Annotated in this window: 21 protein-coding genes and 2 tRNA genes; 11 read left to right on the top strand and 12 right to left on the bottom strand. The window is 58.0% G+C overall.

Annotation, left to right across the window (positions count from 1 at the left end):
* Positions 1-21: 21 nt before the first annotated feature.
* Genes murI through hemA form a run of 5 tightly spaced genes read right to left on the bottom strand, consistent with a single transcriptional unit; the run spans position 22 to position 4,734 of the window.
* Complete coding sequence (gene murI, locus AC27HQ_RS11165) at positions 22-807, bottom strand: glutamate racemase (protein ID WP_487156246.1); 786 nt, start codon at positions 805-807, stop codon at positions 22-24.
* Positions 800-1,552: a molybdopterin-synthase adenylyltransferase MoeB gene (locus AC27HQ_RS11160; RefSeq protein ID WP_487156245.1), complete on the bottom strand. Its 753-nt coding sequence runs from the start codon at positions 1,550-1,552 to the stop codon at positions 800-802. Before AC27HQ_RS11160 ends, murI begins: the two co-directional genes overlap by 8 nt.
* Positions 1,545-2,375: a peptide chain release factor N(5)-glutamine methyltransferase gene (prmC, locus tag AC27HQ_RS11155; protein WP_487156244.1), complete on the bottom strand. Its 831-nt coding sequence runs from the start codon at positions 2,373-2,375 to the stop codon at positions 1,545-1,547. Before prmC ends, AC27HQ_RS11160 begins: the two co-directional genes overlap by 8 nt.
* Complete coding sequence (gene prfA / locus AC27HQ_RS11150) at positions 2,375-3,460, bottom strand: peptide chain release factor 1 (RefSeq protein ID WP_487156243.1); 1,086 nt, start codon at positions 3,458-3,460, stop codon at positions 2,375-2,377. Before prfA ends, prmC begins: the two co-directional genes overlap by 1 nt.
* Positions 3,457-4,734: a glutamyl-tRNA reductase gene (gene hemA, locus AC27HQ_RS11145; RefSeq protein ID WP_487156242.1), complete on the bottom strand. Its 1,278-nt coding sequence runs from the start codon at positions 4,732-4,734 to the stop codon at positions 3,457-3,459. The genes prfA and hemA overlap by 4 nt, the downstream gene beginning before the upstream one ends.
* Positions 4,735-4,867: 133 nt before the next feature.
* Between hemA and AC27HQ_RS11140 the strand changes: the two genes are divergently transcribed.
* The 10 genes from AC27HQ_RS11140 to AC27HQ_RS11095 all read left to right on the top strand — a co-directional run bounded on the left by AC27HQ_RS11140 (position 4,868) and on the right by AC27HQ_RS11095 (position 14,916).
* A complete protein-coding gene (locus tag AC27HQ_RS11140; RefSeq protein ID WP_487156241.1) occupies positions 4,868-6,595 on the top strand; it encodes a tetratricopeptide repeat protein in 1,728 nt (575 codons plus the stop codon).
* On the top strand, positions 6,595-7,212 hold the full coding sequence (lolB, locus tag AC27HQ_RS11135; protein ID WP_487156240.1) for a lipoprotein insertase outer membrane protein LolB: 618 nt from the start codon (positions 6,595-6,597) through the stop codon (positions 7,210-7,212). Before AC27HQ_RS11140 ends, lolB begins: the two co-directional genes overlap by 1 nt.
* Positions 7,209-8,069 (top strand): 4-(cytidine 5'-diphospho)-2-C-methyl-D-erythritol kinase, encoded by an 861-nt coding sequence (gene ispE / locus AC27HQ_RS11130; protein WP_487156239.1) that lies wholly within the window; start codon positions 7,209-7,211, stop codon positions 8,067-8,069. Before lolB ends, ispE begins: the two co-directional genes overlap by 4 nt.
* A gap of 32 nt (positions 8,070-8,101) precedes the next feature.
* A tRNA-Gln gene (locus AC27HQ_RS11125) sits at positions 8,102-8,176 on the top strand.
* A 110-nt stretch (positions 8,177-8,286) separates the two neighbouring features.
* Positions 8,287-9,228 (top strand): ribose-phosphate pyrophosphokinase, encoded by a 942-nt coding sequence (locus AC27HQ_RS11120; RefSeq protein ID WP_487156238.1) that lies wholly within the window; start codon positions 8,287-8,289, stop codon positions 9,226-9,228.
* Positions 9,229-9,332: 104 nt separating this feature from the next.
* Positions 9,333-9,965, top strand: coding sequence for a 50S ribosomal protein L25/general stress protein Ctc (locus AC27HQ_RS11115; RefSeq protein ID WP_487156237.1), 633 nt, complete (start codon positions 9,333-9,335; stop codon positions 9,963-9,965).
* Positions 9,966-9,994: 29 nt separating this feature from the next.
* Positions 9,995-10,582 carry an aminoacyl-tRNA hydrolase gene (pth, locus tag AC27HQ_RS11110; protein WP_487156236.1) on the top strand — a complete coding sequence of 196 codons (588 nt, stop codon included), beginning with the start codon at positions 9,995-9,997 and terminating at the stop codon, positions 10,580-10,582.
* A 37-nt stretch (positions 10,583-10,619) separates the two neighbouring features.
* Positions 10,620-11,720, top strand: coding sequence for a redox-regulated ATPase YchF (ychF, locus tag AC27HQ_RS11105; protein WP_487156235.1), 1,101 nt, complete (start codon positions 10,620-10,622; stop codon positions 11,718-11,720).
* Positions 11,721-11,812: 92 nt separating this feature from the next.
* Positions 11,813-14,665: a DUF748 domain-containing protein gene (locus AC27HQ_RS11100; RefSeq protein ID WP_487156234.1), complete on the top strand. Its 2,853-nt coding sequence runs from the start codon at positions 11,813-11,815 to the stop codon at positions 14,663-14,665.
* Positions 14,666-14,839: 174 nt separating this feature from the next.
* Positions 14,840-14,916 (top strand) — tRNA-Met (locus tag AC27HQ_RS11095).
* A 44-nt stretch (positions 14,917-14,960) separates the two neighbouring features.
* On the opposite strand, the gene AC27HQ_RS11090 is transcribed toward AC27HQ_RS11095, so the two are convergent.
* From AC27HQ_RS11090 to AC27HQ_RS11060, 7 genes are all read right to left on the bottom strand, one after another.
* Entirely contained in the window at positions 14,961-15,956 is a 996-nt protein-coding gene (locus AC27HQ_RS11090) for an isocitrate/isopropylmalate family dehydrogenase (RefSeq protein ID WP_487156233.1), read from the bottom strand.
* Complete coding sequence (locus AC27HQ_RS11085) at positions 15,953-16,825, bottom strand: DMT family transporter (protein WP_487156232.1); 873 nt, start codon at positions 16,823-16,825, stop codon at positions 15,953-15,955. Before AC27HQ_RS11085 ends, AC27HQ_RS11090 begins: the two co-directional genes overlap by 4 nt.
* 23 nt (positions 16,826-16,848) lie before the next feature.
* The gene (gene can, locus AC27HQ_RS11080; RefSeq protein ID WP_487156231.1) at positions 16,849-17,484 is read right to left on the bottom strand and encodes a carbonate dehydratase; all 636 of its coding nucleotides are present in this window, start codon (positions 17,482-17,484) and stop codon (positions 16,849-16,851) included.
* Positions 17,485-17,509: 25 nt separating this feature from the next.
* Positions 17,510-17,962, bottom strand: coding sequence for a ribosomal protein S18-alanine N-acetyltransferase (gene rimI / locus AC27HQ_RS11075; protein ID WP_487156230.1), 453 nt, complete (start codon positions 17,960-17,962; stop codon positions 17,510-17,512).
* Positions 17,959-18,771 (bottom strand): hypothetical protein, encoded by an 813-nt coding sequence (locus tag AC27HQ_RS11070; RefSeq protein WP_487156229.1) that lies wholly within the window; start codon positions 18,769-18,771, stop codon positions 17,959-17,961. The genes rimI and AC27HQ_RS11070 overlap by 4 nt, the downstream gene beginning before the upstream one ends.
* The gene (locus AC27HQ_RS11065) at positions 18,771-20,312 is read right to left on the bottom strand and encodes a 2-isopropylmalate synthase (RefSeq protein WP_487156228.1); all 1,542 of its coding nucleotides are present in this window, start codon (positions 20,310-20,312) and stop codon (positions 18,771-18,773) included. Before AC27HQ_RS11065 ends, AC27HQ_RS11070 begins: the two co-directional genes overlap by 1 nt.
* Positions 20,313-20,443: 131 nt before the next feature.
* A complete protein-coding gene (locus AC27HQ_RS11060) occupies positions 20,444-20,578 on the bottom strand; it encodes a hypothetical protein (protein ID WP_487156227.1) in 135 nt (44 codons plus the stop codon).
* On the opposite strand from AC27HQ_RS11060, the gene AC27HQ_RS11055 reads away from it, so the two are divergent.
* The gene (locus AC27HQ_RS11055) at positions 20,577-22,241 is read left to right on the top strand and encodes a long-chain-fatty-acid--CoA ligase (protein ID WP_487156226.1); all 1,665 of its coding nucleotides are present in this window, start codon (positions 20,577-20,579) and stop codon (positions 22,239-22,241) included. The two genes, AC27HQ_RS11060 and AC27HQ_RS11055, sit on opposite strands and share 2 nt — an antisense overlap.
* Positions 22,242-22,510 lie beyond the last annotated feature (269 nt).

Raw genomic sequence — 22,510 nt, 5'->3', positions numbered from 1 at the left:
GTATTGAAAATATAGTCAACATCAGACCGGCAGCAAGTCTACCTCGGCATGTTGCCCCCATAACAGCGGCAGTAAGGCTTGCATGCCATGCGGATCACTACTGCTCCAGAACGCGGTAGCTCGAGCGGGCCCTGTCGCCAGCAGCTCGTTGACCTGCAGACGTTCCGCCAGTCGTCTGGCTACTGCGCCAGCAGTGTCAATCAGAGTCACACCCGGCAGCATGGACTGCAAAACCTGGCGTACAAAGGGATAGTGGGTACAGCCGAGGATCAAGGTGTCACAGCCCTGCGCCAGCAACGGCTGGGTAAAATCCTGAAGCAATGCTTCGAGGCGCGGACCTTGTAACTCACCCCGCTCGATCAGTTCAACCAGGCCTGGGCACGGCTGGGTGATAACCTTGACCGACCCGGCAAAGCGGTCAAGCAAGGCGGCGAACTTGGCGCTCTGCAGGGTGCCTGTGGTCGCCAGCACCCCGACCACACCGGTCCGCGTGGCCAGGGCCGCCGGCTTGACCGCCGGCTCCATGCCGATAATCGGCAGATCATAGAGACTGCGCAGATCATTGACAGCGGCGGCGGTCGCGGTATTGCAGGCCAGCACCAGCGCCTTGGCGCCGCGCTCCAGCAGGAAAGCGGCAATCGCCCGGCTGCGCTGGCGAATCATTTCCGGGCTTTTCTCGCCGTATGGAACGTGCGCACTGTCCGCCACATAGAGAAGCGACTCAGCGGGCAACTGACAGCGAATTTCGGCCAGGACCGACAGGCCGCCGACCCCTGAATCAAATACCCCGACCGGACTGTCATTCATCTGCCGTACCACAACAGCTGCAGGCAGGGTCGCGGCGCACGCGCATTTCACGGAAACGCGAGCCCAGTGCATCAATCAACAGCAGGCGGCCAATCAAGGGCTCGCCGAAACCAACCAGCACCTTGATCGCTTCCAATGCCTGCAGGCTGCCAACCAGCCCCACCAGAGGGCCAAGCACGCCGGCTTCGCTACAGCTTAGGGCGACATCATCGCCGGCGCCATACAGGCACTGGTAGCAGGGGCTATCGGTCAGGCGCGAATCAAACACGCTGAGCTGGCCCTCGAGCCGAATGGCAGCACCACTGACCAGCGGCACACGCGCTGCGACACAGGCGGCATTCACCGCCTGACGCGTGGCAAAATTATCCGAACAGTCCAATACCAGATCCACACCAGCAACGGCATCACGCAGCGATTGATCAGCCAATGCCTGCGCGTGGGTCAGCACCCGAACTGTCGGGTTCAGTGCCTGCAGGCGCTGTGCCGCGGATTGCACCTTGGGCCGACCGATATCGGCCTGGGCATGAATGATCTGCCGCTGCAGATTGCTCAGATCAACACTGTCATGGTCAGCCAGATGCAACTCACCGATTCCGGCTGCAGCCAGATAGAGCGCTACCGGGGCGCCCAGCCCACCCAGGCCGACAATCAGCACCCGGCTGTCAAGCAGCCGCTGTTGGCCCTCAATATCGACCTGTGCCAGCAGTATCTGCCTGCTGTAACGCAGCAGCTGCTGGTCATCCATGCCATTGCCCTCCACTGACACGCGGGTGTCCGGACAAATCCTGCCAGGATTGCACCGCGGTAAAGCCCTGGGTTTGCAACAAGCCACGCACGGCATCACCCTGCTGCCAGCCGTGCTCGATCAACAGCCAGCCACCAGGAGCCAGATGGTCCGGGGCACTGGCGATGATATGACGTATGGCATCCAGCCCGTCCTTGCCGCTGACCAGGGCACTGGCTGGTTCGAAGCGCACATCGCCCTGTGCCAGATGCGGGTCGTCGCTGGCAATATAGGGCGGGTTACTGACGATCAGATCAAACACCTGGCCCTGCAAGGCAGAAAACCAGTCACTGCAGACAAAGTCGACAGCGGCCAAACCGGTCTGCTGACGATTGTCCAACGCCAGCGCCAGCGCCTCGGGTTGCAGGTCACAACCGAGAATAGTCCAGCCAGGTCGTTCCGAAGCCAGCGCCAGAGCAATGGCGCCGGTGCCCGTGCCCAGGTCCAGCACACGGGCCTTTGAAGAAGGCGCCAACTCCAGCGCAACCTCAACCAGCCGTTCGGTATCGGCACGCGGAATCAGAGTCGCCGGACTGACCTCCAGATCAAGAGTCCAGAAACCCTGACGCCCGAGCAGGTAGGCAATCGGCTCGCCCTGTCGACGCCGCTCAAGCAAGGCATTCAGGGCCTCCAACTGACCCGCCGACAGCTGCTTGTCGGGCCAGGTATGCAAATAGCTGCGCGACTTGCCCAGCACCCGGGCCAGCAGCAGCTCGACATCCAAAAGCCCGGTGTCTGATTCCGGCAGCTGTGCTGTGACCAGCAGTTCACCGATGTTTGGCATCAGACCAGTTCCAGACTGGCCAGTTGGTCGGCCTGGTATTCGCGGCGCAGCGGCTCGATCACCTGATCCAACTGCCCTTGTATCACGTCGTCGAGACTGTAGAGAGTCAGATTGATGCGATGATCGGTAACTCGGCCCTGGGGGAAGTTATAGGTACGGATGCGCTCGGAGCGGTCACCCGAGCCGACCAATGCGCGGCGGGTATCGGACAGCTCCTTTTCCTGGGCATCACGTTGCTGGGTATCAAGCTTGGCCTGCAGCAGGCTCATGGCCTTGGCGCGGTTCTTGTGTTGGGAGCGCTCTTCCTGACACTCGACCACAATACCGGTGGGCAAATGGGTCAGACGAATCGCCGAGTCGGTCTTGTTCACATGCTGACCACCGGCGCCCGAGGAACGATAGGTATCGACCCGCAGGTCCGCCGGGTTGATATCGATCTGCGCCTGTTCATCCGGTTCGGGCATAATCGCCACGGTGCAGGCCGAGGTATGAATGCGGCCCTGTGACTCGGTCGCCGGCACGCGCTGAACCCGGTGGGCGCCGGACTCGAATTTCAGCCGGGCGTACACGCCCTGACCTTCGACCCGGGCAATGACCTCTTTGAAGCCGCCGTGCTCGCCACCGTTCTCGGACAGTATCTCGATGCGCCAGCCCTGCTGCTCAGCATATTTGCTGTACATACGGAACAGGTCACCAGCAAAAATCGCAGCTTCATCACCGCCAGTGCCGGCGCGGACTTCAAGAAAGACGTTGCGCTCGTCATTCGGATCGCGTGGTAACAACAGCAGGTTAAGCTGTTCCTCCAGAGCCTCGAGACGCTCGGCACAGTCGGCGGCATCCTCTTCAGCCATGGCGCGCAAATCCGCATCAGCGTCCTTGAGCAGGCTGCGCGCCTCCTCCAGGTCAGCGGCGACCTTCTGCCAGTCGGCATAGCACTGCATGGTCGCATCCAGTTCGGCATATTCCTTGGAATAGGCACGGAAACGATTTTGCTCGGCAATCACCTCCGCTTCACTGAGCAGCGCCGACAATTCTTCGAAACGCTGTTGCATGCTGTCCAGACGGTTTAACAGGGATGCCTTCATGATTCGCCTTGTATGCTCTCGTCATCATCCAGGGCAAATAGCTCCTGGGCCAGTGCCAGGGCCTCGGCACGGCCCTCGGCACTCATCTGTTTGAGCTGCACACTGGGATCGTGCAGCAGCTTGTTGGTCAGCGCACGCGCCATTTCTGCCAGCACCAGCGCCGGATCAGCGCCGCGCTCCAGACGCGCCTGGGCCTTCAGCAATTCCTGATCGCGCAGTTGTTCGGCCTTGAGTCGGTAACGCCGCAATACGTCCACTGCCGCCAGTGCACGCAGCCGCTGCATGAACTCGCCAGCGCCCTGATCGACCAGACGTTCAGCCGCCTGAGCAGCATCCTGGCGGGAGCGCAAATTGTCTTCAATGACCTCGTGCAGGTCATCCACGGTATACAGATAGACATCGGCCAACTCACCCACCTCGGGTTCAATATCCCGCGGCACGGCAATATCGACCATGAACATGGGCTTGTGCCGGCGTTGTTTGAGTGCGCGTTCGACCGCCCCTTTTCCGAGAATCGGCAGGGGGCTGGCAGTGGAGCTTATAATGATGTCGCACTGGGACAGCACATCGGGAATCTGATTGAGCAAAATCGCATCGGCACCCAAGGCTTCACTGAGCAGCTGTGCGCGTTCCAGCGTACGGTTGGCAACAATGATGCGCCCCACGCCCTGCTCGAACAGGTGCCGGGCAACCAGACCGATGGTTTCACCCGCACCAATCAGTAGCGCGGTACTACGGCGCAGATCGGAAAAGATCTGCCGCGACAGACTGACCGCCGCAAAGGCTACCGACACCGGATTTTCACCGATGGCCGTATCCGTGCGCACCTGTTTCGCCGTGTTGAAGGTACTCTGGAACAGACGGTCGAGGTAGGGCCCGAGGGTCCCCGCACTGCGCGCAGCCTGCCAGGCATCCTTCATCTGTCCGAGAATCTGCGGCTCACCCAGGACCATGGAATCGAGCCCGGCGGCGACACGCATCATGTGACTGACCGCACCAGTGTCGCTGTGCAGGTAGCTGCAACGGCGCAACTCGTCCGGGGACAAACCATGATAACCGGCCATCCAGTTCAGCAGGCGCTCGGCATCAGGATGATCCTGCGCACAATAGATTTCCGTGCGGTTGCAGGTCGACAGAATGGCGACCTCCTGGGTCTGGGTCTCATCACGCAGGCGCTGCAACGCATCAGCCAACCGTTCAGGAGCAAATGCCACGCGTTCGCGCACATCCACTGCGGCGGTCCTGTGATTAATCCCGAATGCAAGGAAGCCCATGATGCCCCATTAATGTGAACTAAGCGTGCAATTGTCCTATGTATGCCAGTGCCGATCAATTCCCTTCGGCCAGTGGGTTTGCTCGCCATCCTGTGTCATGATGACGGCTCCGCCTGAACAGACCCGAGCACCCATGAAGGCATCATTTCATCGCCCCCTGCTGGCCCTGTCCCTTGCCCTGCTGCTGAGCGCCTGCGTCAGCCAGCCACCGACACCAGAGCCGACGCCAGAACCATCCAGCGCCTCGCCGTCAACAACGGATGTGCCCGTGGTGTATGCACCCTTCCCCAAGGAAACGCTCTACGATCTGTTGACCGCTGAAATTGCCGGCCAGCGTAACCGTTATGATATCGCGCTGGGCAATTATCTACTGCAGGCCCACCAGACCCGTGACGCCGGCATCATCGAGCGCGCCTTGCGGGTTGCCGAGTTTCTGGGCGCCCAGGCACCGGCACTGGAAATGGCTCTACTGTGGGCCGAGGTTGCCCCGGACAATCCCGATGCCTTCCGTTCAGTGGCTCTGCATCAAGCCCGTGCCGGCCAGCATGAGCTGGCCATGCAGGCCATGGAGAACGTGCTCAGCATGCAAGGCGAGACGCATTTCGACTTTCTCGCCCTGACTGCGGCACAAACTGACAGCCCAACTCGCCAGGCCATGCTCACCAGCCTGACCAAGCTGCGCCAACGCTACCCCGATAACCCACAATTGCTGTTTGCCAGCGCGCTGCTACTGCAACAGGAAGAACGCGGGGACGAGGCGCTGACATTACTTGAAAACAATCCTCTGGCTGCCGCCGAGCCACAGTCACGCATGCTACACGCGCGCCTGTTGGCAGACAGCGGTGACAACCCGGCAGCGATTCAGCTACTCCATCAGGGTCTGCTGGACAAGCCGGACGACAACCGTATGCGCCTGCTGTTAGCCCGAATTCTGGTCAGCAACGGTGAACTCGATGCCGCCAGCGCCCAGTTCGCACTGCTGTCCGAACAGAATCCGGCGGATACCGAGCTGTTGCTATCCCTGGCGCTGATCAGCCTTGAAGCGGGTCAATTCGAAAACGCCGTTGAGCATTTCGAACAGTTACTCAGCCTGGAGCCTGAAAACGATACCGCACGCTATCATCTGGGCGTGGCCTACCTTGAATTGCAACAACAGGACAAGGCCATTGCGGCCTGGCGCGAGGTCAAGTCCGGGCGCGACTTTCTGACCGCACGCCTGCGTATCAGCCAACTGCTCAGCGAGCAGGGGCAGACGGACCAACTGGCGGTGCTACTGAGTGATGATCGCAGCCTTAACCCCGATCTCGCCCTGCAGCTCTACCTGATCGAGATTGAAAGCCTGTTTACTCACCACCCCAATATCGCCATGCAGCGGGTCAACCAGGCGCTGAACCAATTCGAGCAGGACAGTAATCTGCTCTACACCAGGGCGTTGTTGGCTGAACAATTGGGCCAGCCGGAACAACTTGAAGCCGATCTACGACAGGTCCTGCTGCTTGACCCGGATAACGCCTCGGCTCTGAACGCACTGGGTTACACCCTGGCAGACCGCAACGAACGCCTCGACGAAGCGCTGGCCATGATAGAGCGGGCCGCACAACTCAGCCCTGACGATCCTGCCATCACTGACAGCCTTGGCTGGGTACATTTCCGCCTTGGCAATCTGGACCTTGCCGAGCAGTATCTGCGCCAGGCCTATGCCGCCTTTCCCGACCAGGAAGTAGCTGCCCACCTTGGCGAAGTGCTCTGGCACCAAGGTAAACACCAGGAGGCCCGGCGAATCTGGAACGAAGCACTGGAAAAGGACTCAGATAGTCCGCTGGTACGTTCAACCCGCCAACGACTGGAAGCTGCTGAATAATGTTGCTCTTACGCCCCCTGATGCTGATTGCCTTGCTGGTGTTGTTGTCAGCCTGTAGCAGCCTGCATAAACGCGAAACCCTGGAATTTGGTGGTGATGCCGCCGCCTGGCAAACCCACCGCCAAAGTATTCTGCCACTGGAAAATTGGGTGCTGCAGGGCAAGATCGGCGTCCGCGCGCCAAACGAAAACGCCAGCGGTACGCTGACCTGGCTGCAACAAAAGAAGAATTACGATATTCGCCTGTCCGGCCCACTCGGCCGTGGCGCGACTCGCCTGCAAGGCAGCCCTGACGGGGTAACGCTGGAAATGGCCGGCCAACCCGCGCTTTACGCGCACTCCGCAGAAGACTTGCTGGAACAGCAGATTGGCTGGCGCCTGCCGGTAGAGCACCTGCTATGGTGGGTCCGTGGACTGCCGTCTCCGGACAGTACCAGCCGCCTGCTACTGGATACCGAAAGCCGCCTGGCGAGGCTCAGTCAGGCTGGCTGGATAATCGAATACAGCCGTTACCAACAGGTCGACGGCATGCAACTGCCACAACGCCTGCAATTGTCCGGTCACGATGTACTGCTGACCCTGGTGGTCACCCAGTGGGAGCCAGGCCGTCAGCCATGAGTTCACGCCGCAACAGCCTGAGCCTGCCTGCCCCGGCCAAACTGAATTTGTTCCTGCATATCACCGGACGTCGTGCTGACGGCTACCACCAGCTGCAGACCCTGTTTCAGTTTATTGATCATGCCGACACGCTGGATTTCAGCCTTCGAGATGACAGCCAGATCCTGCTGCACAGCACCCTGCCCGGCGTGTCCGCTGCTGATAATCTGATTACCCGGGCTGCAAAGTTGCTGCAACAGCACAGCGGCACCAGGCTGGGCGTTGATATCCGGCTACACAAACAGTTGCCCATGGGTGGCGGTCTGGGTGGCGGCAGCTCGGATGCCGCGACCACGCTGGTCGGCCTGAACCACTTGTGGCAAACCGACCTGAGTCTGGATCAACTGGCCGAGCTTGGCATGCAGCTGGGCGCCGATGTACCCGTGTTCGTCAAGGGCCAGGCGGCCTGGGCAGAGGGTGTGGGTGAGCAACTGACCCCGGTAACCCTTGATGAACCCTGGTATCTGGTCCTGGTACCGGCCTGCGAGGTCAGTACAGCGGAGATTTTTTCCGATCAGAGGTTGACGCGTGATACCCAGCCCATTACATTAGCGACCTTCCTTAGCCAAGGCGGCAAAAACGACTGTTTGCCGGTTGCTGAGGCGCGTTACCCGGAAATACGTAACGCGTTGATCTTGCTTGACAATTATTGTGAAGCCAAGATGACTGGTACTGGTAGCTGTGTGTTTGGGGCCTTCCCAAACGAATGCGAAGCTGATAAAGTTCGCGCCCGGTTGCCAGCCACTCTGCACAGCTTTGTTGCAAGAGGATGTAACAGTTCACCGTTACACCAAATGCTTAACAAACAGGTGCAATAAGGATGCAGCCGTGCATCCGGACTGTTAGATACAGGGGCGTAGCCAAGCGGTAAGGCAGCGGGTTTTGATCCCGCCATGCGTTGGTTCGAATCCAGCCGCCCCTGCCATTTCCTCCGGCAGCAATCAATCGACTTTTTGACTGTGTCAGGTACCTGAAGCATTCGGTGCCCTATACGCATTCAATCGCACTGACCACTACCCAGAAAGGTAATGCAGCGTGTCCAAGATGATGGTTTTTGCGGGGAACTCCAACCCCGATCTGGCGCGACGCGTCGTGCGTCAATTGCACATTCCCCTTGGCGACGCCTCGGTTGGCCGCTTCAGCGACGGTGAAGTCACCGTAGAGCTGAACGAGAACGTACGTGGCAAGGATGTTTTCATCATCCAGCCTACTTGTGCACCGACCAATGACAATCTGATGGAACTGGTGATCATGGCTGACGCCCTGCGCCGTTCATCCGCATCACGCATCACCGCCGTTGTGCCCTATTTTGGCTACGCTCGTCAGGATCGCCGCCCGCGCTCCGCACGCGTCGCCATCAGCGCCAAAGTGGTTGCCGACATGCTTGGTACCGTTGGCGTTGACCGGGTATTGACCGTCGACCTGCACGCCGACCAGATCCAGGGCTTCTTCGATATCCCGGTAGACAACATTTACGGCTCACCGGTACTGGTCGACGATCTGATCAGCCAGCGTCACGATAATCTGATGATCGTTTCGCCCGACATTGGCGGCGTCGTGCGTGCCCGTGCCGTAGCCAAACAGTTGAGCGTTGATCTGGCCATTATCGACAAGCGCCGGCCCAAGGCCAACCAGTCCGAGATCATGCATATCATCGGCGACGTCGAAGGCCGCAACTGCATCCTGATTGACGACATGGTCGACACCGCCGGCACGCTCTGTCATGCCGCCACTGCGCTAAAAGAACACGGTGCGGAAAAGGTCTTTGCCTATGCCACGCACCCGGTTCTGTCGGGCAAGGCGATCGAAAACATCAGCAATTCGCAGCTGGATGAACTGGTCATAACCAATACCATTCCACTGTCGGCAGCCGGTAGCGCCTGCCCACGTATTCGCCAGTTGGACATGGCACCACTGATTGCCGAGGCCATGCGCCGCATCAGTAATGAAGAATCCATCAGCGCCATGTTCCGTTAGGAACCGGGCTCTGGGTAAACAGCCTGACTGATGACAGTCAGGTTTATATCAATCATCCGACGCGCTGGTCGCAAGTGCCCGGATGTTCAGCAAGGAGACTAACTATGGTCGACTTCACTCTTAAAGCGATAGCGCGTAATGACCTGGGGAAAGGTGCGAGCCGCCGCCTGCGTCGTAACGCCGATATGGTACCAGCCATCATTTACGGTGGTGACAAGGCCCCCCAGAGCGTGTCCCTGGAAGCCCGCGAACTGAACAAGGCCCTCGAGAACGAAGCCTTCTACTCGCACATCATCAGCATCTCGGTTGATGGCAAGAAAGAAAACGTTCTGCTCAAGGCCCTGCAACGCCACCCTGCCAAGCCGCGCATCATGCATGCCGACTTGCTGCGCGTCGTGGCCGGTCACAAGGTCACCGTTCATGTACCCCTGCACTTCATCAACGAAGACAGCTGTGTTGGCGTGAAGAAGGGTGGCGGCATCATCTCCCACACCATCTCCGATGTGGAAGTCACCTGCCTGCCCAAGGATCTGCCGGAGTTCATCGAGGTCGATATGGCCAAGGTTGAGCTGGGTCAAATCCTTCACCTGTCAGACCTGAAGATGCCAAAAGGCGCGACCCTGGTTGCCCTGGCTCAAGGTGCCGACCACGACCTTCCGGTTGCCAACGTCCATGCGCCGCGTACTGCGACTGCTGAAGACACCGCTGCTGATGAAGGCGAGGAATCAGCCGAGTAACATCGCTGAAACCAGAGGGGCGCCACGTTGTGACTCAGGGAACCAAGTTGATCGTCGGTCTGGGCAATCCCGGACCTGAATATGAACTGACCCGTCACAACGCTGGCGCCCTTTTTATTGAGCGTCTGGCTGACAAACACAACGTCGCCCTGCGCATGGAAAGCAAATTTTTCGGATTGACTGGCCGCCTCAGCCTGCAAGGCGAAGATGTCCGCCTGCTAATCCCCACTACCTTCATGAACCGCAGTGGCCAGGCTGTAGCCGCATTGGCCGGGTTCTACCGCATTGCCCCCGAAGAAATACTGGTTGCCCATGATGAGCTCGACCTGCCTCCCGGCGTGGTCAAGTGCAAACAGGGTGGCGGTACTGGCGGGCATAACGGTCTTAAAGACATACTTGCCCGACTGGGCAACGAGAATACGTTTTACCGCTTGCGTCTCGGTATTGGCCACCCTGGCCACAGTTCGCAGGTAACCGGCTTTGTTCTGGGGCGCGCACCCAAGGCCGAGCAGGACGCACTGGACGCCTGTATCGATGAAGCCATAGGCGAACTGCCGGGCATCATCAAGGGTGACTGGACCAAGGTCATGCAACGCTTGCACAGCTTCAAAGCCTGATTACATTATTCGCCGCTTTGCGGCAGAGGACACCAGTATGGGATTCAATTGCGGTATCGTCGGTCTGCCCAATGTCGGCAAATCCACTCTGTTCAATGCCTTGACCAAGTCCGGTATTGCCGCCGAGAACTTTCCGTTCTGCACCATTGAGCCGAACAGCGGCATAGTGCCCATGCCCGATCCTCGCCTGGATGCCCTGGCGGCCATCGTCAAGCCGCTGAAAGTCCTGCCGACCACCATGGAGTTCGTCGACATCGCCGGGCTGGTTGCCGGCGCCTCCAAGGGTGAGGGCCTGGGTAACAAGTTCCTGGCCAACATCCGCGAAACCGATGCCATCGCTCACGTAGTACGTTGTTTCGAAGATGAAAACGTGATCCATGTTTCCAACAGCGTTGACCCCAAGCGCGATATCGAAATCATCGATCTGGAACTGATCTTCGCTGATCTCGATAGCTGCGAAAAACAGCTATATAAAGTCACGCGCAATGCCAAGGGTGGTGACAAGGATGCCGTCGCGCAGAAAGCCCTGCTGGAAAAACTCATCCCGCATTTCACCGAGGCCAAACCCGCGCGCTCGCTGCTGAAAAACCTGAGCCCGGAAGAGCGCCTGCTGGCTAAAAGCTTTCACCTGCTGACCAGCAAGCCGGTCATGTACATTGCCAACGTGGCCGAGGATGGCTTCGAGAACAATCCACACCTGGATGTGGTCATGGCCATTGCCGAGGAAGAAGGTGCGCTGGTGGTGCCGGTGTGCAACAAGATCGAAGCGGAAATTGCCGAGCTGGACGATGGTGAGGAAAAGGACATGTTTCTTGAGTCCCTCGGCCTCGAGGAGCCCGGCCTGAACCGCGTGATTCGCGCCGGCTACCAGTTGCTCGACCTGCAGACCTACTTCACCGCCGGGGTCAAGGAAGTGCGGGCCTGGACCGTCAAGATCGGTGCGACGGCGCCACAGGCCGCTGCCGTAATCCACACCGATTTCGAAAAAGGCTTTATTCGTGCCGAAGTGATCGCCTATGAGGACTTTATCAAGTTCAACGGCGAAGCCGGTGCCAAGGAAGCCGGCAAATGGCGCCTGGAGGGCAAGGAATACATCGTCAAAGATGGCGACGTCATGCACTTCCGGTTCAACGTCTGAAAAACAGATGACAAAAGCCTGCCGGAGACACCCCGACAGGCTTTTTTGCTGCCATACTGGCTCTGTTCAGACTTGCCAGGAGAGCCGTATCGATGCGTTCAGGCCCCCTTTCCCGATCATTCTGGTTGGTACTGGCGCTGTTTATCTACAGCCTGCTCGGCGTTCTGCTGCTGCCAGCGATCATTCTCCACGGTGTTAATCAACAACTCGGTACGCTGAGCAACCAGACAGCGAAGCTGCAGCGCGTCGAATTCAATCCCTTCAACTTGCAGCTGGTCCTGCACGAGTTCCATCTTGGCGACGACCCTACCCCGGTCCTCGGCTTCAAACGCCTGGAGGCCGATCTGGCATGGCGCAGCCTGTGGCGCGGCGCGCTGGAGCTGTCCGAACTCAAATTGGTTGGCGCCCAGGGCTACCTGCAACTGGATCAACAGGGCCAGTTGAACCTGCTGCAGGTGCTGCGCCTGCCCGAATCCGACCCGACCGCGCCTCCTGCTGAAGATCAGGGCCTGTTTCCCCTGCGTATAGCACGCCTGGTACTGCAGGATAACCGCCTGACCCTTGAGGATCTGCGCCCCGGCCAACAGGTCCGACACAGCTACGACGCGATCAACCTGCAACTGCACAATCTGAGCACGGTAGCCAATGAGCAAGGCGACCTGCAGTTGAATGCCAGTGGCCCGGATGGCGCCACACTGGACTGGCAGGGGCAGCTGAGCCTGGCACCCCTGGGTTCCAGCGGACAGGTGCAACTGACCGATGTGCGCCTGATCAGACTGGCGCCCTATCTACAGGGGGTATTACCTCTCAAGCTGACCAGCGGCAATGCGGCCATGGCCCTCAACTACCAGTTCAGCACAGACAATGGCGTGCAGCTCGAGGTGCAGAAACTGGAAGCACAGCTGGACCGGCTCAGTCTGCTGGATGCCGATGAGCTCCATCTGCTGAATCTGCGCACGCTGCAGATTCAGGACTCAAGTTTTAACCTGCAAGCACGCGAAATACGCCTGGGTACCGTACTCAGCCAGGGGCTGGAAACCTCACTGGAGCGCGACCCGGACGGTAGCTTGAACTGGATGCGCCTGCTGCCGGCCAGACAAGCTGAACCCGTTAGCGACGCGCAACCCGGCTGGCGTGTACAGATCGACAAGGCCCGGCTCAGCGACTACCACCTGTCCCTGCTCGACCGGCTCCCCGAAGCCCCACAGGCGCTGGATATTGGTCCACTGATCCTTGAGCTTGAGGGTTTTGACAGTGCATCCACAGCGCCTTTTGAGGTTAATTTGACAACCCGCGTAGGCGTCGAGGGCGAGTTAGCCACTTCTGCACGTGTGACGTTGGCTCCGGTTCGCGCTGATATCCAGCTATCACTCGAGAGCTTTGATCTACGCCCCTTGCAAAGCTACATCAGCCCCTTTGTGCGCCTTGAGCTGCGCAGTGGCGCACTGGATGCGCAGCTGAACATCGCTCTGCAACAGCAACAGACGCTTGAACTCATGGTTGAGGGTGAAGCCGACCTGCGCAACCTTCATCTGGTCGACGGCCTGCAGCAACGCGACCTGCTCAAGTGGCAAAATCTGCATGTTGCCGGTTTAAGCTGGCGCGACAGGCGTCTGGATATCAGCGAGTTGAGCCTGCAACAACCTTACCTGCGCTTTATCATCAATTCAGATTTGAGCACCAATATCGATGCCCTCCGGGTACCCCGGCCTGCTGAACCCGAGGCCATATCAAGCGAGCCGCCGGTCGGCTTGCGAATCGGCGGCATCCGCATCAATGACGGCTCGGCCAACTTTGCCGATTTCAGCCTCAGACCCAACTTTGCCACCGCCATCGAGCAGATCAACGGCCAGATCGGCACCCTCGACAATCAGCGCAATGTAGCGGCGCGGGTTGACCTGAAGGGCCGGGTCGACCGATATGCTCCGGTCAGCATCGAGGGCAGTCTGACACCTTTCTCACCACTGGAAAGCCTGGATATTCGCACACGCTTCCAGCAGCTCGAGCTGACCACCTTGACCCCCTATTCAGGCAAGTTCGCTGGCTACCGGATTCGTAAAGGACGATTGAATCTTGATCTGCACTACCGCATTGAGCAGGGGCAGTTAAACGCCGAGAACACAGTCCTGCTGGAAGATCTGCAGCTGGGCGAGCAGGTAGACAGTGCCGACGCCCTGAATCTGCCGATCCGACTGGCTGTCGCACTGCTCAAGGACGGTCAGGGCAACATCGATATCCAGCTCCCGGTCCGCGGTGACCTGAACAACCCTGAATTCAGTGTCATGCCGATCGTCATGCAGACCTTGCGCAATCTCCTGGTGCGTGCGACCCAGGCACCCTTCAAATTCATCGCCGGACTGGTCCAAGGGGCGGACCAGCTTGATCTGAGCCAGATACGCTTCGCCCCCGGCAGTGCCGAACTGGATGCCGAGGCCGAACAGACCCTTGCAACCCTGGCCAGCGCACTCAAGCAGCGGCCCAACCTGCAACTGGATATTGAGGGCATGAGTTCGGTCGAGGCTGACGGGCCGCTGCTGGCACAACAACGCCTGAATCTTGAACTGCAACGACGCTGGCATCAACAAGACAACAACAGTTCAGAGCAGGCCACCGATCTGGACCTGGACAGTCTGTCCATGCGTCAAAGACTGGTACTGCTGGAGGCCGCCTATCTCGAACGGGTCAATCCTGAGCTGCCAGAGCACATCAGCGCATTGCCCAGAGAACAACGAGTGACAGCGCTGCAGGAGGCGTTACTGCAAAGGTGGCAAGGCAGTGAACTGTTGCTCAGGCGTCTGGCCCAGCAACGCAATACTGTCATCAAGGCCTGGCTGGCTGATCAGGGCGGACTGGACGATACGCGTTTGTACCTGCTCGACGTCGGCTTGACCCAAGCCCTTAACGATGGACGAGTACCTACAGCGCTACACCTGGATAGTCGTTAACAGTGGGTGGAACGCACAGGGCTAAAACTGCATTACTTGATTGAAGCAACATGCCCAAAAGCAACCACGAAGACCCTGTGTCACAGCAATAAACACTTGAATTGACTGACAAATAAAAGCGCCTGCAAGGTCTTGACTTTCACCGCCCACAACTGAATAATGCGCGCCTCGGATGGCTACATAGCTCAGCTGGTTAGAGCACAGCATTCATAATGCTGGGGTCCCTGGTTCAAGTCCAGGTGTAGCCACCAACCTTTTCAAAGGTTTAGCTTCGGCTAAGCCTTTTTTTTGCGCTTTATAACCGCGCCAGAAGTTCAGCCTCAATGCCTTGCGTCGTCTCCTGCCGCAACTGGCCGGGGCTGATATCCGTCAATAGTCCCTCAACCGCAGATTCCAGACGATTGGCTTCTGTCTCCACTCGCCAATGATAGCGCAGCAGAAGCGCTGCACTCAGCACCGCAGCCAGCGGATTGGCTCGCCCCGTCCCGGCAATATCAGGCGCGCTGCCATGGACCGGTTCGGCAAGGGCAATGCCCTGCCCCCAGTTCAGTGATGGCGCCGTACCAAGCCCCCCCGACCAGTAGCTGGCCAGATCAGACAGGATATCGCCGAACAAATTGGTGGTAATAAGCAGATCAAAGGCCTCAGGCTGTTCGACCAGTTGCAAGGCCGCCACATCCACCAGCCGCTCATCCACCAGGGCATCAAGACCGGCCTGCTGCAGCACTTCGCGACAGCAATCACGGAACAGACCGCAGGTAAGTGGCAGGATGTTGGCCTTGTGCACCAGGGTTATTCTGCGGGCGCCGCGAAACCTGGCAATCTCGACGGCTCGGCGGGCGATCAGCTCACTAGCCTGCCGGGAAATATGCCGCTCAGCTACGGCCAGGTCAGCCGACACCTGACGCTCAACACCTACATAGAGGCCTTCGCTGTTTTCCCTGAGTATCAACAGGTTGATCCCGCTGCGGGCCGACAGGCCTGGCCAACTGCGCACGGGTCGTAGATTGATCCCAAGCCCGAGTGACTGCCGCAGTTGAATAATCGCACTGCGGTAACCCGGCACCGCATGAGCAGGTGAAGACACCGCGCCAAACAACCCGGCACCGCATGCGCGCATGGCTTCAAGTGTGGCCGCAGGTACAGACTCGCCAGTAGCCTGAAAGCAGTCCCAGCCAGCCGCTGCCTCGACTACCTGAAGATCGGCAATCAGTCGCTCCAGCACCCTGACAGCAACCGGTACGACTTCCTGACCTATACCGTCACCCGGGATTACGCAGAGCCGGGTCATGTTTTACGCCCCTCTCGCGTTGCCAAGAGCAGGCCGGCAAAAGTCAAGCTGCCTCCCAGCAGGTGAAACCACTGCAGCGCCTCACCGAGCAACAGAATGCTCAACAGGGAGGCAAATACCGGCATCAGGTAGCTGAACAGTGTGGCTGTAGCCGGGCCCAGGACCCTGACGCCGTTATTCCAGGCCAGATAGGCTACCAGCGAGGCCAGTATCGCCGTATAGGCAACTGCCATAAGGCTGTTGGCGTCCAGCGGCATGGGACCAAACTGACTGTATTCCCAGAGATAAAAAGGCAACAGCAGCGGTACGCCAAACAACAGCATCGCGGCTAACTGTGTCATACCCGAGAGGGGCAGCATCCACATGCGTAGAAGAACGGAATACAGCCCCCAGGCCAGCACCGCCACCACCATGATCAGATCACCGGGATTGAAGCTCAGACCAAGCAGACGGGCCGGATCGCCCATGCTGAGAATCACCAGAAGCCCCAGGAAGGATAACGTCGTGCCAAGCAGCATAGCTTTGCCGGGAAGCTGCCGTAGCAGCAGCATGGTCCAGATAAAGGCGGCTACAGGCAGTCCGGTATTGACCAGGGTGATATTGATCGCCGTGGATGTTTGCGCCGCCAGATAAAGCAGGGTGTTATAACTGGTAATACTCAGCGCGGCCAGCACGCCAATCTGTTTCCAGTACTGCAACAACAGCAGTCGATCACGCCAGAGGCCGCGCAGGGTAAAAGGCAGCAGCAACAGCAAGGCCGCCATCCAACGCCAGAACGACAGGCCAACGGGGGGGAGTACGCCCGCGCTGGCACGGGCAATCAACGCGTTACCGGCCCAGATCAGGCAGCATAAAACCAGACCTGCCATTGCCCAATAGCGCGCGCCTGCATTCAAGGCGGACTTAGCCTGTACTGCTCGGGAATCTGCTCAGGCCCGTTGACAGAGACCCCGAGATCTTTGAGGTGCCCATCCTTGATACCGTAAATGAAACCATGTACGGATAAAGGCTGCTTACGATGCCAGACATTCTGCACAATGCTGGTATGGCTGACATTGGCAACCTGGCGCATCACATTCAACTCGCACATCAAGTCCAGCTGGGCTTCTTCATCTTCAATCAAACGTAACTCATTGCGCTGCTCATAGTACAGGTCACGGATCGAGCGCAGCCAGCCATCGCTGAGGCCCAGCTGTTTGTTGTGCATAGCCGCACGCACGCCACCACAGCCGTAATGGCCGGTCACTATGATGTGCTTGATTTTCAGGACATCAACGGCGAACTGCATGACCGACAGGCAGTTCAGATCAGTATGCAAAACCACATTGGCGACATTGCGATGGACAAACAGCTCCCCTGGCAGCAGGCCGACAATTTCGTTGGCCGGCACACGGGAATCAGCGCAGCCAATCCAGAGATACTCGGGGGCCTGCTGACCAGCTAGTTTGGTAAAAAAGTCGGGATCTTCCTGTTTGATCGCTTCAGCCCAGGCACGGTTATTGTCAAACAGTTGATTAAGATCGTTCATGGAACTGCCTTATTGGAGTCATTGTTCATTCAATCAGCGAGTAGGCCATGACCAAAGCGTCTTCCCTGCCACCTACTGCCGGATAATAATTGCGCCGCCGACCAATTTCATTGAAGCCAAATCGTTCGTAAAGCCGCGCTGCTGACTGGTTCGAAGCCCGGACCTCAAGAAAGGTCACCTCTGCGCCTGATTGCCTGGCCCGTTCAATAATGAACTCCAGTAACAGCGCACCCAAACCAGCACCCTGATTTTCCGGCTTGATAGTGATATTCAACAGATGCGACTCATCGCCGGCAAGCGACAACACCGAATGACCTACCTGCTGATTGCCGCGGTAAATCAGCCAGCACTCATAGCCTGAACGCACGCAATCGAGAAAAATACCACGGGTCCATGGATGACTGAATGCAGCAAACTCGACCTTCAGCACCTCATCGATATCAGACTCGAGCATGGCCCGATAGTGCACATCCGTCATGCCCTGTCCTGCCAGCGCGGCATCACCCGTTTCAACAAGTGCCATAACCGAGCTTTTTCATCAGCTGAATCCATCAATCCTTGCAGATCAGCAGAGAACCAGGCGGCAACCAGTTGCTCCGGCCGAGCCTCGCGACCACATAACGCGGAAGCAGAATGCGGATCCGGCTCAACCAGCAAACCGGTCAGTGCACCAAAACAGCCGATGGAAACAATATCACTCTGCTCCAGGCGTGCCTGCATGAAAGCCTGCAGCGCCTCACTCGCCGCCTCGGCACTACGAGCAACCTGAGGGTTGCGGCTCAAAGGCCAGCGAAAGTCAGCTTGCAGCCTGGGTGTTACCGGCAATCCTGCGGCCCGCAGAATATCGCACAACAAGGCAAAGTGCGGTGTACCTTTTTCCAAGCCTGGATCGGCAATCTCGATCAGCAAGGCACAGGGACCTGCCACCCACAACTGCAAATAAAAAGGGGCGACATCAACCGCTTCTATAGCGCTTGGCCCAGACTGTTCGGCGACCAGGCGCTGCACCTTGGGCGCAGGAGCTTTAAGCGGCTGACTCGACTTCAACGCAGCGAGCAAAGGTGCAGCGGGAGTCCTGGTTTCAGCTGCGCCCGTTACTGTCTGCTGGGCCCTCATCGGGACGGGTGAAGCCGTTGTCTCAGGCGATTCCACTGCGACCAAAACTTCAGGTTCAGTCTCCTCAGGTTCAGCCAGATACAGCTGAGCAGCATGGGCCAATGGCTCAGTTGGCACCCAACTGGTGACACCCATGGCCGTCAGATAGGATTGCCGCAGACTTTCACGCATCAGACATCAGCCGCCTGGGGGTGAGCACGGCAGGCGCCGGCCTGCATCAGGTTCAGTGCATTGATATAAGCCTTGGCTGATGCCACCACAATATCCGTGTCCGCCCCGTTACCATTGACTATGCGTCCGCCACTCTCCAGCCGAACTGTGACCTCACCCTGCGAGTCGGTACCCTGGGTAATGGCATTGACCGAATACAGCTGCAAGGTGGCGCCCGACCCGACAATCTGCTCGATGGCCTTGAACGTCGCATCGACCGGCCCGGACCCTTGTGCGTGGGCCTCGCGTTCAAGGCCTTCGACGTTCAGCAGCAAATGTGCATCGGGAATCTCACCCATGCGCGAGGTCACTTCCAGATGAACCAGTCGCACATGCTCAACCACCTCGGTCAGGGTGTCGGAAACCAGCGCCTGCAGATCCTCATCAAAGATTTCATGCTTGCGGTCAGCCAACTCCTTGAAGCGTGCAAAGGCGGCGTTCAGCTCTTCGCCCGACAACTGGATACCCAGCTCCTCAAGGCGAGCACGGAAGGCGCTGCGACCCGACAGCTTGCCAAGGGACAATTTGTTGGTATGCCAGCCAACCGACTGGGCGCTCATGATTTCGTAAGTTTCCCGGTGCTTGAGTACGCCGTCCTGGTGAATACCGGACTCATGGGCAAAGGCATTGGCACCGACAATCGCCTTGTTCGGCTGGACCGGAAACCCGGTGATGCCCGAGACCAGTCGAGAGGTACTGAGGATATTCTCGGTCACTATGCCGGTCTGCACTCCGAGCACATCGTGGCGGGTCTTGATCGCCATCACGATTTCCTCCAACGAGGCATTGCCGGCGCGCTCGCCCAAACCGTTAATAGTGCACTCGACCTGACGCGCACCGGACATCACCGCTGCCAGGGAATTGGCAACAGCCAGCCCCAGATCGTTGTGGCAATGTACCGAGAAAACCGCTTTATCGGCATTCGGCACGCGCTGGATAATCTGTCTGATAGTCTCGCCAAATTGCTGTGGTATGGCATAACCCACGGTATCCGGAATATTGATGGTGCGCGCACCGGCATCAATCGCCGCTTCAATAATGCGGCAAAGGAAATCAATCTCCGAGCGACCGGCGTCCTCACAGGAAAACTCAACATCGGAACACAGGTTTCGGGCGCGCTTGACTGCACGAACAGCCTGTTCCACAACCTGATCCGGCTGCAGTTTGAGCTTGTACTGCATATGGATCGGGCTGGTGGCAATGAAGGTATGTATGCGCCCACTGTTGGCATTCGCCAGCGCTTCGGCGGCACGGTCAATGTCGGCATCGACGGCACGAGAAAGGCTGCACACCGTGCTGTCCTTGATGGTGTCAGCAATACCTTTAACCGCTTCAAAATCGCCCGGGCTGGCTATGGCAAAACCGGCCTCAATCACGTCGACCCGCAACTTCTCCAATGCCTTGGCAATCCGTAGCTTCTCTTCCTTGGTCATCGACGCACCGGGACTCTGCTCACCATCTCGCAAGGTGGTATCGAAAATGATAACGCGGTCCTGACTCATCTCAGTTCTCCTCGGCAAGGGGGGCATTCCAGTCATGGACACAAAAGCCACTGGAATCATCTTCTTACTATAACCCATATGGCCTGAGGGCCGTGACAGGGCGGGCATTTTTCTTGCCGCCTACAATCTGCTTATGACCAGCCAACACCAATACGACTGACCATTCCAAAAGTTTGGTTAAGCCAGCTAATCTGGCAAAGTATTAGTACATCAATTGCCATCAGCCATGGCAACTCAACAATAAAAGCAGAGGTGAATACACGCATGTTCGATCGCCATTTCGACGTCTGGCCAGCCCAGGTACCCAAGCAACTGGAACTGCCTGCAACCAGCCTGTTCCACAACATCACCGTATCGGCCCTGCGCTTCCCCGACCACCCTGCGATTCATTATTACGGTTCCGAGATCACCTATTCAGAACTCAAACATCAAGCAGAGGCGCTTGCCGGCTACATGATGAAGGCAGGCGTCCAGTCCGGGGATCGAGTACTGCTGTATATGCAGAACAGCCCTCAATACATCATCGGCTACTTCGCCATTCTGCGTGCCAATGCCGTCGTGGTACCGGTCAATCCGATGAACCGCGCAGCAGAACTTAAATATCTGATCGAAGATACCCAGGCGCCGATTGCGCTTTGCGCTCAGGAATTGCTCGAGCATCTTAGCGAACACATCGGCGAAGGGCACTTGCGCGAAATCATTGTCAGCGCCTACTCGGATTACATAACCCAATCGACAGACCTGGCCTTGCCTGAAGCCGTGCAAATGGCCTCAATCCAGCACAGTACTGCCGGTATTACCGACTGGAAAACCGCTATCCAGCAAAACATTGCGCCTGCTGCCCATAGCAGCGGACCTGATGACCTCTGCGTAATCCCTTACAGTTCCGGTACCACAGGCAATCCAAAGGGCTGTGTACACACCCACCACAGCGTCATGGCGACCACCGTCTACGGCGCCGTATGGACCAACGCCCAACATGATGTGGTGCACCTGGTGTCTGTTCCCATGTTCCACGTCACCGGCATGCAGTCCTGCATGAACAGCACCCTCTATGTAGGCGGCACACTGGTTGTCATGACGCGCTGGGATCGCAAGGTCGCTGCCGAATTGATTCAACGCTGCAAGGTCAATACCTGGCGCAACATCTCCACCATGGTGGTCGACATGTTGTCTGATCCAGATATTGACCAGTACGACATCAGCACACTGAAAAGCATTGGTGGTGGCGGTGCAGCCATGCCCGCAGCCGTAGCCGCCAAACTGATTGAAAAAACCGGTCTGACTTATATGGAAGGTTATGGTCTCTCCGAAACCATTGCCCCTACCCACGTTAACCCTCCCCAGGCATGCAAACCTCAGTGTCTCGGAATTCCGATCATTGGTGTGGACTCCCGGGTTATCAATGTGGACACACTCGAGGAAGTCGAACCCGGGGTGACTGGCGAAATCATCATGCGTGGCGAACAGATCTTTCAGGGCTACTGGAATAAACCGGAAGCAACCGCCGAAGCCTTTGTCGAGCTCGACGGCAAACGCTTTTTCCGTTCCGGAGATCTGGGCTACTACGACGAGCAGGGTTACTTTTTCCTGGTTGATCGGGTTAAACGCATGATCAACGCATCAGGCTATAAGGTCTGGCCGGCTGAGGTCGAATCCCTGATGTATTCACACCCAGGCATACGTGAAGTTTGCATCATCTCTTCACCTCACTCGCGCCGCGGCGAAACCGTCAAAGCCTTCGTCGTGCTTGCCGCAGGAGCCGAGAACACCAGTGCTGAAGACATCATAAGTTGGTGCCAGGAGAATATGGCGGCATACAAATGCCCTGTCGTCATCGAGTTCACAGACAGCATTCCGAAGTCGCCTACCGGCAAGATCATGTGGCGCTTACTGCAAGAAGAGGAATGGAAGAAAGCCGCGCAGTAACTTGAAGCTGGAAGAGGATTGGGTTGAGTGAGTGGGGCGTCAAGCACTTCGAGGGGCTGATTTTCCTGGCAGCTGAAGGCTGAAGGCTGAAGGCTGACCGAGGGTGTTGTGGCTGGTGCGCTGGGTCAAGAGACTTGTGTCGCGCACCAGTCTCTTGATTGCATGGCTTGGGTTTCACTTCCAGCCTCAAGCTTGCAGCGAGCCTTGACCCGTTAATTGCGCCCAAAGAAAAGCCCCGCGCTGTTTCCAGGCGGGGCGTTTCAGTATAA

The sequence above is a fragment of the Halopseudomonas sp. 4NH20-0008 genome (genome assembly GCF_057548395.1).
The sequence above is the reverse complement of the archived record's forward strand: the minus strand, read 5'-3'. Positions and strand labels throughout refer to the sequence as shown.

Bases quoted from the DNA above. Each gene is read 5' to 3' on its own strand.
- AC27HQ_RS11060 (WP_487156227.1), bottom strand. From the start codon at position 20,578: ATGCGTGTATTCACCTCTGCTTTTATTGTTGAGTTGCCATGGCTGATG.
- rimI (WP_487156230.1), bottom strand. From the start codon at position 17,962: ATGACGGATGTGCACTATCGGGCCATGCTCGAGTCTGATATCGATGAG.
- AC27HQ_RS11065 (WP_487156228.1), bottom strand. From the start codon at position 20,312: ATGAGTCAGGACCGCGTTATCATTTTCGATACCACCTTGCGAGATGGT.
- AC27HQ_RS11115 (WP_487156237.1), top strand. From the start codon at position 9,333: ATGGTCGACTTCACTCTTAAAGCGATAGCGCGTAATGACCTGGGGAAA.
- AC27HQ_RS11090 (WP_487156233.1), bottom strand. From the start codon at position 15,956: ATGACCCGGCTCTGCGTAATCCCGGGTGACGGTATAGGTCAGGAAGTC.
- hemA (WP_487156242.1), bottom strand. From the start codon at position 4,734: ATGGGCTTCCTTGCATTCGGGATTAATCACAGGACCGCCGCAGTGGAT.
- AC27HQ_RS11100 (WP_487156234.1), top strand. From the start codon at position 11,813: ATGCGTTCAGGCCCCCTTTCCCGATCATTCTGGTTGGTACTGGCGCTG.
- ychF (WP_487156235.1), top strand. From the start codon at position 10,620: ATGGGATTCAATTGCGGTATCGTCGGTCTGCCCAATGTCGGCAAATCC.
- AC27HQ_RS11070 (WP_487156229.1), bottom strand. From the start codon at position 18,771: ATGCGTGAAAGTCTGCGGCAATCCTATCTGACGGCCATGGGTGTCACC.
- can (WP_487156231.1), bottom strand. From the start codon at position 17,484: ATGAACGATCTTAATCAACTGTTTGACAATAACCGTGCCTGGGCTGAA.
- prmC (WP_487156244.1), bottom strand. From the start codon at position 2,375: ATGCCAAACATCGGTGAACTGCTGGTCACAGCACAGCTGCCGGAATCA.
- AC27HQ_RS11140 (WP_487156241.1), top strand. From the start codon at position 4,868: ATGAAGGCATCATTTCATCGCCCCCTGCTGGCCCTGTCCCTTGCCCTG.
- prfA (WP_487156243.1), bottom strand. From the start codon at position 3,460: ATGAAGGCATCCCTGTTAAACCGTCTGGACAGCATGCAACAGCGTTTC.
- AC27HQ_RS11160 (WP_487156245.1), bottom strand. From the start codon at position 1,552: ATGGATGACCAGCAGCTGCTGCGTTACAGCAGGCAGATACTGCTGGCA.
- AC27HQ_RS11085 (WP_487156232.1), bottom strand. From the start codon at position 16,825: ATGGCAGGTCTGGTTTTATGCTGCCTGATCTGGGCCGGTAACGCGTTG.
- AC27HQ_RS11055 (WP_487156226.1), top strand. From the start codon at position 20,577: ATGTTCGATCGCCATTTCGACGTCTGGCCAGCCCAGGTACCCAAGCAA.
- murI (WP_487156246.1), bottom strand. From the start codon at position 807: ATGAATGACAGTCCGGTCGGGGTATTTGATTCAGGGGTCGGCGGCCTG.
- ispE (WP_487156239.1), top strand. From the start codon at position 7,209: ATGAGTTCACGCCGCAACAGCCTGAGCCTGCCTGCCCCGGCCAAACTG.
- lolB (WP_487156240.1), top strand. From the start codon at position 6,595: ATGTTGCTCTTACGCCCCCTGATGCTGATTGCCTTGCTGGTGTTGTTG.